Origin of the sequence: Chengkuizengella sediminis, assembly GCF_010078385.1 — a bacterium.
In the GTDB taxonomy this organism is placed as follows: domain Bacteria; phylum Bacillota; class Bacilli; order Paenibacillales; family KCTC-33759; genus Chengkuizengella; species Chengkuizengella sediminis.
The window spans coordinates 12,886-28,420 of record NZ_SIJC01000010.1 but is presented as its reverse complement, the minus strand read 5'-3'; the positions used below and the strand labels follow the sequence as shown (position 1 = coordinate 28,420).

Here is a 15,535-nt window from a genome sequence, read left to right as displayed (position 1 = left end):
TATGTAGTGTTGGACAAGTTCAGCATTATTAATGCTACTAATCATACAGTATAATGATATACTTGGCCCTTGTTCATAGTCTGAAAGACCCTGTTTCAGATCATTTCTTCATGGGGTTATAATTTTTACTGAAAAGATGTATCGCTACTGCTTTATCTTGTTCTAACAATGCACAAACTAATTTAACTATGGGGGAGGAAACATAATGTATATGAAAAAAAGTTTATCTATTTTCATGGCATTTGTTTTAGTAATCAGTTTATTCAGTACAAGTCTTATGAACATCAGCTCCGCGGAGCAGCAAACATTTGTTGAAACCTTAAGTAACTCTGATGCACCAGGGAACACTTATGCTGACGGTTCTTTTGTAGGTGATAACGGTATTACATGGTCTTACGTATCAGCACGTGACGAGTCAGGTTACGGGATAGATGAAAACGGTTTAATGTTAAGAAATGCTGATTCAAACAGCAGTATCGTTTCAGAAGTCATTCCAGATGGTATTGGTTCATTCTCAGTGAATCTTAAAAAGGCATTCACCGGAGCTGGAAATCGTCAAGTTGAGTTATTTATAAATGGGGAGTCAAAAGGAACATCTGAGGCTTTTGATGATAATGACGTTCATACATTTTCAGTGGATGAAATGAATATAGCTGGAGATGTAGAAATTAAAATCGTTAACACAACTGCGAAACAAGTCGTGATTGACAACATTACATGGTCAAGTTTTGATGGTGAGATTACACAAGTTTCTCCTGTAAAATCCTCTCCAGTAGCTGGAGAAGTAACAGCAGGAACAGAAGTTATTCTTTCTACATCAACAGCAGATGCACAAATTTATTACACCTTAGATGGATCTGAGCCAACGGTTGAAAGTACTTTATATGAAAGTGCAATTGTCGTTGAAGAAGCTTTATCCATCAAAGCGATTGCAATGAAAGATGGACTTGATGCAAGTGAGGTTGCTTCATTTGATTATACAGTGAAACCACCTTTAACATTAAGTAACATTTTAGATGTTAGAGGAAATGTAGGAACTGAAGCTAAAATTGAAGGAATCGTAACTGCCTCTTTTGAAGCAGGAGGAAAAACAAACCTATATGTACAAGATAATACAGCAGGTATTATTGTTAGAGGTACTGGGTTGTCTGCTTCAATCGGAGATAGAATCACTGCCGAAGGGTCAGTTTCTGATTACTTTGGTATGGCACAGTTTGAAGTAGATGGACTTACTATACTTGTAGAAGATGAGGGTACACCTGAACCACAACTTGTAATATCAAGTGATCTTGCAAGTGAAAATGGTGAAACAGTAGAAGCTGAGCTTGTTACAATCGAAAAAGTAACGATTCAAGAAGTTGATAACTTTGGCAATTTTACAGCTGTTGATCAAAACGGCACATTCAAATTAAATCCAGATGATGAGAGTTTGTTAGAAGTAGGGAAAACTTATGAACAAATTACAGGAGTTGTAGATTACAACTATAGCGAATATAAAATAGTACCACGTTTTTCATTAGATGTTATTCAAGAGTACTTTACAGTATACGCTCAACCTGGAGCGGGTAAAATTGAAGAAGGAAATGCAGTAACATTAATGACGTTTGTTGAAAATGGTACGATTTATTATACGGTAGATGGATCAAACCCAACTACTGAAAGTAATGTATATGTTGAACCTATTCAAATTAATGAAGATACAACGATCAAAGCCATCGTTGTAGAAGATAACAATGCAAGTGATGTTGTTACGTTTGAATATACAGTAGTTTTACCTTTAGATTCTTTAGATATTCATGATATTCAAGGCGCTACTCATACTTCTTTATATGAAGGGTTAATTGTAAAAGATGTTCCTGGAATTGTGACACATGTAGATGGAACATCCGGGTTTTTCATGGAGTCAGTTGTAGCTGATGATGACATTCGCACATCTGAAGGGATCAAAGTATATGTGAGAAATTCAGCGGTGAAAGTCGGGGATTTAGTTTCAGTAACAGGTGAAGTAGTTGAATATAGAGAAGATGGATATGATGATGCAGCAGATCTTCTAACAACAGAAATTAATGCAAGTTCTGTAGAAGTGGTAGCAAGTAATCAACCATTATCAACACCAATAGAGCTTGGTGTAGATCGTATGATTCCAACTTCAGTTATTGATAATGATGCATTCAGTGTTTTTGATCCTGAAGAAGACGGTATTGATTTTTATGAAAGTTTAGAAGGAATGAGAGTAACATTAAATAATGCTTCAGTTGTAGCTCCACCTAAATATGATGAGATCCCAGTTGTACTTGAAGGATCAGTGGATGCAAACCGTACTCCAGCAGGTGGAATATTAATTTCAGAAGATGAATTAAATCCTGAACGTATTATGGTTAAAGTATCAAACGAACCAACTGTAAAAGTGGGAGATCGTTTTGATGGAACCATTACAGGGATCTTTAGTTATGATTATAGTAACTTTAAGTTGTTAGCTATTGAAGAATTGCCAGAGGTAATCGATGGAGGTACTGAACGTGCCGTGACAACGATTCAACCTACAGAAGACAAATTAACAGTGGCTTCATACAACGTTGAAAACTTTTCACTTGAAAGTGGACAAGAGAAAATAAATACAATTGCAGAATCAATGATAACAAATTTAAATACACCAGACATTATTGGGCTTGTTGAAGTTCAAGATAATGATGGCCCAACAGATAGTGGTGTAACAGACGCAAGTCAGAGTTATGAAGCATTAATTGCGGCGATTGAAGCTCATGGTGGTCCGACTTATGAATTTACCGAAATTGCACCTATTGACAAAACAGACGGTGGACAGCCAGGTGGAAACATCCGCGTAGGGTATATTTACAATCCAGAACGTGTAAGCCTTGTTGAAAAACAAGCAGGAGACGCTATTACAGCAGTAGGATATGATGAAAATGGATTAACATTAAATCCAGGTCGTATTGATCCGACGAACGAAGCGTTTGAAAGTTCACGTAAATCATTAGCAGCAGAATTTGAATTTAATGGTGAAAGAGTGATCGTAATTGCAAACCACTTTAATTCAAAACGTGGTGACGGTGCTCCATTTGGTAGCGATCAACCAGTAGTTTTAGGAAGTGAGCCACAACGTTTAGAAATGGCTAAAGCCATTAATGGATTTATTCAAGACGTATTAACCGTAAATCCTGAAGCAAACATTGTTGTTTTAGGAGATATGAACGATTTTGAATTCTCTAATCCTTTAGATGTTTTAAAAGGAAATGAACTAGTTAATATGATTGATCAGCTTCCAGCGGAAGAAAGATACACGTACAATTATCAAGGAAACTCTCAAGTATTAGACCACATTCTGATAAGTAACAATTTACTTGATAATACAGTGGCAGATATTGTAAATATGAATGCAGACTTCACTGAAGAACATGGCCGTACTAGTGATCATGATCCAGTGATGATTCAGATTGACTTTAATGATCCAGTAGGAGATTTAACAAAAGTGTTCGAACAGTTAAAGAATAAAGAAGTTTCAACACAAGAAGTTGCTGAACTAATCGTTTCTAAAGTTGTTTCTGAAGAATTTAGTTCAAATGAAATAACTACTTTATTAAAAGAAGTATTTTTAACGAATGTTTCAGATCATAAGGACATTAAACATGTAGAAAATACAACAGATCATATTGAAAGAGATTTAGATCGTATGTTGAAAGACTTGAATAAACCAAATAAAAAGAACTTTGATCAAGCTAAGTATGTGAAACTAGTTAATAAAGAATTGGCAAAACTTTTAAAATAATAATTTTAAAAACAGAACATTTATTAAACTAGTGATTCTAGTAAACCCTCTATGCAGAGCATAGGGGGTTATTTTTTTACAGAAGTTCGCCAATCGGCGTGTTTTCTTTATTCCATATAAAACTTAAATCACACTATTGAAATCGATACCAATATAATTTACAATGATTATAGAGAGAAATTAATATAGCGATTATAGATTTATTTACAGAAAACAGAAAATATTACACGAAATTAATGAAAACGATTCCATGTATATGTATACATAAAATATCACATGGATTGTTTTTTAACTTAGGAGGTGTTACAAAACATAAATGAGATTTTATGATCAAAACTGAAAATTATTTTATTAAAAGAGGTGTATACATGTGTAATCAAAGAAATAAAAAAAGGCGTTCAGTTTCCATGTTGTTTCTTGCATTTATCTTAACATTTACTAGTGTAAGTATGAGTACATCTTTTGGAAGTGGGGAATCCGTAGAAGTATGGGTAACAACTGCAGATCAACAAAGATTGCTCGAGCAAGACAGTGACCTTCATTTTTCATCAGATTTGAGTGCCGCTGATATCCATGTAGATGAAAATATAGAGTATCAAGAAATGGATGGATTTGGAGCAGCCGTCTCTGGTTCTTCAGCGTATTTACTTCATGAAAAACTAGATTCAACTCAAAGAGAAGAGATATTAAATGACTTGTTTGGAGAAGATGGCATTGGTTTAAGTTTTGTAAGACAAACGATGGGTGCATCGGATTTTAATCGATCAAGTTATACTTATAATGATTTACCTGAAGGAGAGACAGATCCAAATTTAGCTCAATTTTCATTAGAAAAAGACAGAGAAAATATCATTCCAATTTTGCAAGAAATTCAATCTGTGAATCCAGAGCTGAAAGTATTGGGAACACCTTGGAGTGCCCCAGCCTGGATGAAGGAGAGTGGAACTCTTAATGGTGGCTCTTTAAGCCCAGATCACTATCAAGCTTATGCAGATTATTTCGTGAAATATATCAAAGCATATGAAAACGAAGGATTACCGATTTATGCAATTACCGTTCAAAATGAACCACATCATGAAACAAATAGTTACCCTAGTATGTACATGTCAGCGGAGCAGCAAACAGAGTTTGTTAAAAACTATTTAGGACCAACTTTTGAATCTACATCCATTGAGACAGACATTATTGCATGGGATCATAACTGGAATGAGTTTGAATATCCGATTAATGTATTAAATGACGAAGAGGTTAGATCCTATATAGCTGGAAGTGCTTTTCATTGTTATGCAGGAACACCAGAGGCACAAACAGCAGTTCATAATGCATTTCCAGAGAAAGGAATTTGGTTTACAGAATGTTCAGGTGGTGAATGGGCTACTGAATTTGGTGGTAATTTAAAATGGAACATGGAAAACATCGTGATCGGTGCGACTCGAAACTGGGCTAAGTCCGTATTATTATGGAATTTAGCATTAGATGAAAATTTCGGTCCTACTAACGGTGGATGCTCCGATTGTCGTGGTGTGATAACCGTTGATTCAGAATCAGGGGAAGTCGTTAAAAATGTAGAGTATTACGTATTGGGTCATATCAGTAAGTTTGTAAAACCAGGTGCAAAAAGAATTGAATCCAATGCAAATAGTGATTTACAAAATGTTGCTTTCAAAAATCCAGACGGATCAAAAGCTTTACTTGCGATGAACAACACGGATGAAGAAAGAGATTTTAAAGTAAGATGGGGAGAGCAATCGTTTATTTATACCCTTCCAGCTGGTGCAGTGGCTACATTTGTGTGGTCAGGTGAGCAAGTTGGAGATAGTGGTAATTTTGAGATCAATCCATTTAATCAAATTGAAGCAGAGAATTTTAATGATATGAGTGGAGTCCAAACGGAATCAGCCAATGATGCAGGTGGCGGATTAGTAGTTGGTCATACGGATGATGGTGACTATTTAGTATTTCATAACGTTAATTTTGAAAGTGGCGCAGAAAGTGTTGATATTAGAGTAGCGACGGAAGCTGAAGGTGGTAAAATCGAATTTAGATTAGGAAGTGCAACGGGTGAGTTAATAAGCACAGTAGAGGTTCCAAATACGGGTGGATGGCAATCTTGGATCACAAATACAGCTACAGTATCAAATGTAGAAGGTGTACATGATCTTTATGTTGTCTTTAAAAATGAGAATGGCGGTATCGGTAACTTCAACTGGTTTAAGTTTAATGAAACAACCCCAATAGAAACTGAATTAAGTGCTTTTGATAGAATCGAAGCAGAAAACTATGATGATGTATATGGCATTCAAACCGAATCTGCGAACGATGCAGGTGGTGGATTAAATATAGGTCACACAGATGATGGAGATTATATTGGCTTTGAAAATGTCAATTTTGAAAATGGTGCTGAAAATGTAGAGGCAAGGGTAGCTACAGATTCAGATGGCGGAACGTTTGAGTTTAGATTAGATAGTACAGATGGTGAGTTAATCAGCTCACTTGAAGTAACAAAAACAGGTGGATGGCAGTCATGGATAACAAAATCAGCGGATGTTTCAAATGTAGAAGGCATTCATGATTTATATATTGTCTTCAAAAGTAATACAGGTGGCATTGGTAACTTCAACTGGTTTAACTTTAATGAAACAATACCTGAGGAAACTGAATGGAGTGCTTTTGAAAGAATCGAGGTAGAAAACTATCATACACAATACGGTGTTCAAACCGAAAATTCTAGTGATGAAGGCGGTGGTCTTAACGTAGGTCATACCGATAATGGTGACTATATAGGGTTTAAAAATGTGAATTTTGAAAATGGAGCCGTTGGTGTGGATGTAAGAGCGGCAACAGATTCAGAAGGTGGGTCGCTTGAATTAAGATTAGACAGCTCAACAGGTGCTTTAATTGGCACAGTAGATATTACGAATACAGGCGGATGGCAATCATGGGTAACTGAAACCGCAGAAGTTTCAAACGTAACAGGCGTTCATGATTTGTATGTTGTGTTCCAAAATGGATCTGGCGGCATTGGGAATATCAATTGGATTAAGTTCTTTGATACTACTGAAGTACTAAAAAAAGAAATTGAACAATTAAGAGCTGAAAACAAAACAGCATTTGAAATAGCAGCAGAAATCATCAACTATGTGAAATCAGGTGAAGTGAGTCCAAGGGAGGTAAATACGTTATTACAAGATGTATTTTTAGCTGGAGTTACGGGTCATGAGACGGAAATTCATATAGTTAACATAGCTGATCATATTGAAAGAGACTTAAATCGTATGGTAAATGACTTAAACAAAGAAAACAAAAAAAGCTTTGATCAAGATCACTATGTTAAATTAGTGGAAAAAGAGTTACAGAAATTATTGAAAAAAAGTTAATCAGATAGAAATAATCATATTTTAATATTATAAAATACACCTAGAGCAGCTCAAAAAGATTGAGTTGCTCTTTATTTTTAAGAAATTGAATTTCAAATCATTAAATGAAAACGATTCCAATAAAATAGCATAAATTACTAGGGACAACATATGTTATATAGAAATCGATTTCACTTAAATCATTATTTTAATGGGAGAGATGTAAAAATGAATTCAATGAAAAAAATCTTGGTATCGTTACTGGTGTTTTCTTTAATATTTCCTTTAACTAGTATGAATATGGTTTATGCGGTTGGTGAGAATGTGGAGGTTTGGGTAACAACTCCAGATCAACAAAAATTGCTTCAGAAAGAAAACGATGTTCAATTTTCGTCAGATTCAGGCTCAGCGGGAATAACGATCAATGTGGATGAAACGATAGAATATCAAGAAATCGATGGTTTTGGTGCTTCCGTAACAGGTTCATCTGCCTATCTTATAAACCAGAAATTGAATCCCTCTCAACGAGATCAAATTTTAAATGACTTATTTGGAGATAGTGGGATCGGACTTAGTTTTTTACGTCAGCCTATCGGTGCATCTGATTTTAATTTATTCAGCTATTCTTACAATGACATGCCTTCTGGACAAACTGACCCAAGTTTATCTAATTTTTCCATTCAACAAGATGAAGTTAATATTATTCCTATCTTGCAACAAATTACAGATATCAATACAAACCTCAAAATCTTAGGTACTCCATGGAGTCCGCCTGGATGGATGAAAAATGGAGACTCCTTACATGGAGGTACCTTAAAACCTGAACACTATCAGGCTCTTGCAGATTATTTTGTGAAATTCATCCAAGCTTATGAAGATAAAGGTCTTCCTATTTACGCCATTACAGTTCAAAATGAACCCTATCATAATACAACAAGTTATCCTAGTATGTACATGGAACCTCTTGAGCAAAGAAACTTTATAAAGAATAATTTAGGCCCTACCTTCCAAAATCAAAACGTTAACACTAAAATTGTTGGTTTCGACCACAACTGGAAATATATTGATTACCCATTAGAATTATTAAATGATCCTTCCGCTAAACAATACATGGCAGGAACTGCTTTCCATTGTTATGAGGACCCTACGGATCCAGGGTTGCAATCTGTGGTCCATAATGCTCATCCTGATAAAGGGATTTGGTTTACAGAGTGTACAGGTGGAACATGGGCTGAAGACTTTGGTGGTAACTTACAATGGGAATTATCTAATTTATTCATAGGCACGACACGTAATTGGGCAAAATCAGTTACTTTATGGAATTTAGCTTTAGACCAAAACAATGGTCCAATAAATGGTGGATGTGGTACTTGTCGTGGTGTAATTACAATCAATGATCAATCAGGAGCAATCACAAAAAATGTAGAGTATTATGTGTTGGGTCATTTTAGTAAATTCGTAAAACCAGGTGCAAAAAGAATTGAATCAAATAATACAGAGATACAAAATGTTGCTTTTAAAAACACAGATGGCTCAAAAGTATTAATCGCCCTAAATACTGCATCAGATCAACGAACATTTAAAGTGAATTGGGGCTCACAATCGTTTAATTATACTCTTCCTGGAGGAGCTGTAGCTACATTTAAGTGGGCAGGAGATCAAGATGGAGGTACAATACCTCCAGATGATGATCCTATCGATCCGTATGTACAAAACGAGGCCGAAAATTTTAATTCAATGAGCGGCATTCAAACGGAATCAACAAGTGATACAGGTGGAGGATTAAATGTAGGTTGGACAGATGATGGAGATTATATTTCCTTTAACGATGTAGAATTTGGGGACGGAGACGGAGCCACAGGCATTGAAGCTAGAGTAGCTAGCGAATCAGATGGTGGTACTCTTGAAATTAGGCTAGATAGTACAGATGGAACATTAGTTGGCTCTGTGGATATTAATAATACGGGTGGCTGGCAATCATGGGTTACGAATACGACTTCTATCTCTAATGCAACAGGAACACATGATGTATACTTTGTATTCACAGGTGGATCGGGTGAGGGAATTGGTAACTTGAATTGGTTTAAGTTTACGAAAGACGTTATTATTCCACCAGATCCAATATTAATTGATGCTTTTTCTCAAATTGAAGCGGAAAATTATACATCCATGAGTGGTGTCCAAACAGAATCGACAAGTGATACGGGTGGTGGACTCAATGTAGGTTGGACAGATGATGGAGATTATATTGCTTTTCATCATGTTGATTTCGGTACGGGAGATGGTGCTGCAGCAATAGAAGCAAGAGTAGCTACACAATCAGTTGGTGGTAGCATTAAAATAAGATTAGATAGTATATCTGGCACTTTAATAGGTAATGTAGATATTAACAATACGGGTGGCTGGCAATCATGGATAACAAATACCGCCTCTATCTCTAATACCACAGGCATTCATGATGTATACTTTGTGTTTACAGGTGCATCGGGTGATGGGATTGGTAATTTGAATTGGTTTACATTTACGGATTCCGATACATCGCCTCCCACAAATATAAAAATTGAAGCAGAAAATTATGCATCGATGAGCGGAATACAAACAGAATCCACAAGTGATTCAGGTGGAGGGTTCAATGTAGGTTGGACGGATGACGGAGATTATATTTCCTTTTCAAATGTTGATTTTAATGCTGGAAAATCTAGTGTGAATGTGAGAGTAGCTACAGAATCTGAAGGTGGGACCATTGAGTTAAGATTAGACAGTCTTACGGGTTCTTTGATCGGAACAGTGGCTATCTCTAATACGGGTGGCTGGCAATCGTGGGTAACAAATACAGCATCTATTTCCAATACGACGGGTACACATGATTTATTTCTAGTGTTTAAAGGGGGTTCAGATATTGGGAATATGAATTGGTTAGAACTTATAGAGTAAAGAAAAATGAAATTATAAAATATTTTAAAATTAGATTAGAAATCTTATATAATCAAAATTTTAATGGGGGATATATTATCTCCCATTTTTTTTGTTTATTCAACAAAAAGTACACATTTTTTATAGATATGTTAAAATAAATGTGACAATAAAACGTAGAAATCGATCATAACGTCTAAAATGTTTTAGAGAGTCTCAATGGGAAGAGGTAGATTTCAATGACGAACAAAATAAAAGATGTATCCGCGAAAGCAGGTGTGTCTCCCACAACGGTTTCTAGAGTGCTAAATAATAGTAAATTAGTAAATGAAAAAACAAAAAGAAAAGTATTAAAAGTAATTGAAGAAATGGGATACATTCCAAATGCCTCTGCTAAAAACCTGCGTTCCAAAAAAACGATGACGATTGGTGTTATTGTCACAGACATTTTGGTTTCATATAATGCGGATATTATTAAAGGCATTGAAAATATGGCGAATTCCCTTAACTATAAAATTATTATTTGTGATGCACAAGATCAAAAAGAAAAAGAAATAGATTACTTAAATTTATTATATAATCGTACCATTGATGGGATGATCCTAGTGACATCTACATTATCAGATCAAGAGATCAGTAAAATCGCAGAACAAGGTTATAACATCGGTGTGATCGGAAGAAATATTGAACATGATCTAGTATCTTGTGTATATAACGATAATATTAAAGCAGTACAAGAAGTGATAGATCATTTAGTACAGAATGGTCATAAAGAGATTGTGTTTATAAGTGGTTTGAAGGATGCAGTGGATAGTCATGAACGTTTAGAAGGCTATATGAATGCTTTAAAAAGAAATGAGCTTCCTTTTGATCCTGAGCTTGTTGATAATGGAGATTTCTCTGAAAATGGGGGATATGAGGCCATAAAGAGAATCATACAAAGAGATAAGAAGTTTACAGCTGTTTTCGCAGCAAATGATGAAATGGCATTAGGGGTTTATAATGCTTTTAAAGAACTAAATATTAAAATTCCAGAGCAGGTTGCAGTAGTTGGAGTCGATAACATTAGAGTATGTAGTTATGTGAGTCCCAAATTAAGTACGGTTGCTCAGCCAAAGTATTCTATGGGAGCATTGATGACTGAAAAACTCATAGATCAAATGAACGAAAATAAATATACCTCTTCAAGAACTTTTAAAGTTTCTTCTACTTTGTTGGTTCGAGAATCTTCTGAATATAAAATATAGATACTAATAGCATTATTATTAACATATATGAAGGAAAATGGATTAATCATCAAAATGGTTAATCCATTTTTCTTTTGTTGTTTTTTATTGATTTAAAGTCATTTCTTCCTTTTTTTAATATATATGAAACTTTTTATAGAAAAGTGGGTCTAATAATACTGTGGGACAAGTGAAACCATAAAATTAGAAAGTACAACTGAGAGGATGAAATGAAAATGTTAAAGAAATCGGTAGCTATGTTTTTAGTTGTTGCGTTGTTCGTTATTTCTGCTCCTGTAAGCACAAATGCAGCTTCACCAACTACAAAACAAATTATTTTATATTTAGATGAAACAGATGCCTTTGTAAACCTTGAAACTGTAAAAATAGATACAGCTCCTGTGGCTGTACGTGGAAGAACATTTTTACCTGCTAAATTTTTAGGAGAAGCTTTGGGGTTTAATGTTCAGTGGATTGCTGAGAGTAGAACGATCATTTTGGAACCGTCTGACTCTTATATTGAGATTAATTTAGAAAAAATGACCATTACAGAGAACGGTACAAAGATTCCTTTTGATGATAAAGTCTTTATTGATAATGGGAACTCATTAATACATATGGGCTGGATTCTTGATACGTTGGGTGCAAATTATCAATATGATAGTATGAATAGGAAAATTGAAATAAATTATTCAAACCTACCTTATACGTTTACGGATGGCAATCACGCCAAACCTGTAGCTAGATTTACATCAGCAAAATCTCATTATCGAATTGGTGAACCAATCAAATTAGTCGATTTAAGTTATGACCCAGATGGAGAAAACTTGGCAAGAAGTTGGACGGGGAAAGAAGAAGCCTATTTTACAGCTGGAACGTACCCTGTTACTTTAACAGTTACAGATGGTAGTGGGATTGTAAGTGAACCTTATACAAAATATATTACGATTGTAGAAGATGTATATTTGACGAGACAGCACTACCCATTATATTTTCAAGAAGAAGGAACCTCTTTTCAAACGAATTTGAGTTTACTGACATTAGACCAGATTCCGCATGAAATGGAATATGATTTTGAAAGAAAACTGCTGATAAGTGATAGTCCAGAGATGATTAAAGAACCGGGGATTTTATATCAAGATACGATCAATGGGAAAGGTCGTTTATATGCAAACCATTTAAATGTGATGGATAAAAATGTAACTTTTGCTATACTAGCAACGAATGATACTGATGAGGACATTACAATTACAACGACGAACAGTGGTGAAGTGAAGCCAACTCCTCTAGTTAATTTGATGGGACATATTGCTTCTGTTGACTTTTTGTTAGATGAAGCTCCTGATTCACAAGCAAACGTGAAACCAAATGAAACTATTTTTTATAAAATTTATCCTGATTTTCTGCCTCAATATGGTGTGAATACATTTTACGATGTTCAAACGGATGGAGAATTAACTTTTTCATTTGTTGCCATGAATGATGCAGATATAGAAGACTTTGAAAAAGGAGTTTACGAGCCTCTTGAAGGTGATGGGCATGTTCGTGGTACCTTTCCATCCTCTGATATTTATATAGAAGCAAATGAAAGTGGAATGCCTTTCACACAACCGTACCGACTATCCATTGGTGATCAGACGATTTTTTCTTCTATTCAAGGTGTTGATGTATTTGACAATGATAGTGTGGCATTAAATAAAGGACATTATGGCATGGTATATCATATATCCATTGATAATCCTGGAGAAGTTGTCATGTTATTACGTCCAAGAGCGGGCGTTTTTAAGGGTCCTGTGAAAATAAACGGAGAATTAATTATGGCACCGATTTCTGGAACACTTACACATTTAAGTGGAGTTCATGTACTTAAAAGAACTACAGGGGATGAGAAAACGTTAGAAATTGAGTTTACGCCTCCTGCAGGTTCCGCGTTCCCAATAGATCTTATCTTTTATCCTTTAGATCAATTAAAATAATAGGAATGCACTAAATGATGTTGATATAATCAAATGAAAAAGGAGGGGATTATCCCCTCCTTTTTATCTTTACATATTCTTTTTTATATTTAAGCTAATAGCTCATTTAATTTTTCCTGGAAAGCAGGAACACCAACACGATGAACATATTGATGAAATGTTTCTTCATCAGAACGATTATCGTTATAGAATCCAATAAGTTGTTCTAATACAGGGGCAACATCGTCCCCTTTAACTCTTCCTTTTAATTTATGGTTAAACTCACCATTACCTTCAAGTGTTCCACCTACGGCAATGTCAAACGCATCAACCATACCTTCAGGTGTTTTTACAAGTGAACCTTGAAGACCGATATCTGCAATGTGTTTCTGACCACAAGAGTTAGGGCATCCGATAAAGTGAATGCGAACAGGTTCTTCCATGTTGATGTGATCATCTAAATATTCAGCTACATCCACCGCTCTTTTTTTCGTTTCTACAATAGCCAGATTACAAAATTCATTTCCAGTACAAGAAACGGTACGGCTCATAAAACGTTTTGGATTTGGTGTAAGTCTTTCTAAAACTTTTTCTTGCAATAATCCCTCAACTTTTTCATTTTTCACACCAGTGATAATCAAGTTTTGTGCCATAGTTGAGCGAAGTGTTCCATCCCCATACTTATCTGCTAAACGAGCTAGCTCTGTGAACTCTTGTGCATCTAATCTTCCTACAGGCAAGTTTAAACCTATGAAGCTATAACCTTCCTGTTTTTGAGGATGAACGCCGTCAAAATACGCTGCATTCCAAGCTTTCGTTTTATCTTCGCCTCTTGTTGGGAGTTCACCATACTGCTTTACTAGTTCTTCACGGAATTTTTCTACGCCCCAATCAGCTATTAAAAATTTAATTCTGGATTGATGACGTTTTGCACGGAAACCATGTTCACGATAAATAATGGTGATCGCTTCTGAAACCTTTAACACTTCTTCAGGACGTACAAAAATATCTAGTTGTTGTGCTAAGAAAGGTTTTGCAGACAATCCTCCACCTACCCATACATGGAAACCAATAATTTCTTTTCCGTCAATCACTTTTGTTGCAGGTGTAAAGGCCAAGCAATTAATTTGTGCATGTGCTGTATTGTAAATATTGGATGAGATGGACATTTTATATTTTCGAGGTAAGTTTGAAAAATCTCTATTCATTAAGAAAAAGTCATTAACCTCATTGACAATATCTGTTGTGTCAATTAATTCATTAGGATCAATCCCAGCTAAAGGATTACCTACAATCGTTCTAGGGCAATCTCCACATGCTTCGAATGAATATAAACCAACATCTTCTAAACGTTTAAAGATATCTGGTAATTCTTCAACCTTTAACCAGTGAAATTGGATCGCTTGTCGAGTTGTAACATCTACTAAATCTCTCCCATAATCATGAGCAATGCTTGCTAAGGCTCTAACTTGGTCAGAAGTCATAATCCCGGAGTTGATTCTAACCCGCATCATGAAATGTCCGTCCTTTGGTTTTTGCTCATATACCCCTGCCCATTTAAATCGTAGCAATTCATCCTCTGGAATCGATTCATAACCTTCATTTGCATATTTCTCAATAATCGTTCTAATAATATCTAAACCATCTTTTTCTAACTTCATTAATTCTGTTTTATTTAGTTTAGATGGATCATCAGCCCACTTAGCTTCATAAGCCATACTTTTTTCCTCCTATACTGTATAATTCCGATAAATTTAGTATGAATATTCTATTTTGATAGTAACATATTAGAGAATAATCGTAAATCACAAAAGAAATAATTAATTATAAATAATAATTATAAGTAATATAGGGAAAAATTATATAGAGTTCCAATTCATAATTTTTAGTTTTCAAAACCGAGAAGAACAACCTCATAAAGTTATGTTTTTCATTCGTTCACATAATCGTGACAAAGTTGTTAACTTTTTATATAATGTCTTGTATACAGAATGGAACAAAAGTATTATATAATTAATGTGTTATGCGTAAAAGGGGGTACCTTGATGTTTCTTGCAGAAGAAGCTGTTGAAAAAGTAGGTCAATTCTCTTATTTTGACCTTATTATGATTTTATTCTCAGTTGTAATCGCAATTGGTTTTGTACGATTAGTATTAGCTAGAGAAAAAAATTTATTTGCAATTGGATTTGCACTTGTTTGTTTAGGCGTATTTGTTTTTATGGATGTATTGATTGTACTAGCTTGGACTGGTTATTTGTAAGCTTTAATCAATTAAAATTGAAAATACATAAAAAACA

General features: G+C 35.0%; 7 protein-coding genes. 6 read left to right on the top strand and 1 reads right to left on the bottom strand.

The window, feature by feature from the left end; genetic code table 11:
* Positions 1-205: 205 nt before the first annotated feature.
* The 5 genes from EPK97_RS17195 (at position 206) to EPK97_RS17175 (ending at position 13,258) form a co-directional block, all read left to right on the top strand.
* Entirely contained in the window at positions 206-3,787 is a 3,582-nt protein-coding gene (locus tag EPK97_RS17195; RefSeq protein ID WP_162037864.1) for a chitobiase/beta-hexosaminidase C-terminal domain-containing protein, read from the top strand.
* A gap of 368 nt (positions 3,788-4,155) precedes the next feature.
* A complete protein-coding gene (locus EPK97_RS17190; protein ID WP_162037863.1) occupies positions 4,156-7,164 on the top strand; it encodes a carbohydrate-binding protein in 3,009 nt (1,002 codons plus the stop codon).
* 207 nt (positions 7,165-7,371) lie between these two features.
* Complete coding sequence (locus EPK97_RS17185) at positions 7,372-10,077, top strand: carbohydrate-binding protein (protein WP_162037862.1); 2,706 nt, start codon at positions 7,372-7,374, stop codon at positions 10,075-10,077.
* Positions 10,078-10,295: 218 nt separating this feature from the next.
* Entirely contained in the window at positions 10,296-11,303 is a 1,008-nt protein-coding gene (locus tag EPK97_RS17180) for a LacI family DNA-binding transcriptional regulator (RefSeq protein WP_162037861.1), read from the top strand.
* A 215-nt stretch (positions 11,304-11,518) separates the two neighbouring features.
* Positions 11,519-13,258, top strand: a complete 1,740-nt coding sequence (locus tag EPK97_RS17175) for a stalk domain-containing protein (protein WP_162037860.1) — start codon at positions 11,519-11,521, stop codon at positions 13,256-13,258.
* An 89-nt stretch (positions 13,259-13,347) separates the two neighbouring features.
* Here the strand turns inward: EPK97_RS17175 and EPK97_RS17170 are convergent, their stop codons facing one another.
* A complete protein-coding gene (locus EPK97_RS17170; RefSeq protein WP_162037859.1) occupies positions 13,348-14,955 on the bottom strand; it encodes a nitrite/sulfite reductase in 1,608 nt (535 codons plus the stop codon).
* Between the two features lie 327 nt (positions 14,956-15,282).
* Here EPK97_RS17170 and EPK97_RS17165 point away from each other — a divergent pair, with 327 nt between their 5' ends.
* Complete coding sequence (locus tag EPK97_RS17165) at positions 15,283-15,498, top strand: hypothetical protein (protein ID WP_162037858.1); 216 nt, start codon at positions 15,283-15,285, stop codon at positions 15,496-15,498.
* The last annotated feature ends 37 nt before the right edge of the window (positions 15,499-15,535 follow it).

What these genes read in the sequence shown, in the direction of transcription:
- EPK97_RS17195 (WP_162037864.1), top strand. Translation starts at nt 206, where the DNA reads ATGTATATGAAAAAAAGTTTATCTATTTTCATGGCATTTGTTTTAGTA.
- EPK97_RS17190 (WP_162037863.1), top strand. Translation starts at nt 4,156, where the DNA reads ATGTGTAATCAAAGAAATAAAAAAAGGCGTTCAGTTTCCATGTTGTTT.
- EPK97_RS17185 (WP_162037862.1), top strand. Translation starts at nt 7,372, where the DNA reads ATGAATTCAATGAAAAAAATCTTGGTATCGTTACTGGTGTTTTCTTTA.
- EPK97_RS17180 (WP_162037861.1), top strand. Translation starts at nt 10,296, where the DNA reads ATGACGAACAAAATAAAAGATGTATCCGCGAAAGCAGGTGTGTCTCCC.
- EPK97_RS17175 (WP_162037860.1), top strand. Translation starts at nt 11,519, where the DNA reads ATGTTAAAGAAATCGGTAGCTATGTTTTTAGTTGTTGCGTTGTTCGTT.
- EPK97_RS17170 (WP_162037859.1), bottom strand. Translation starts at nt 14,955, where the DNA reads ATGGCTTATGAAGCTAAGTGGGCTGATGATCCATCTAAACTAAATAAA.
- EPK97_RS17165 (WP_162037858.1), top strand. Translation starts at nt 15,283, where the DNA reads ATGTTTCTTGCAGAAGAAGCTGTTGAAAAAGTAGGTCAATTCTCTTAT.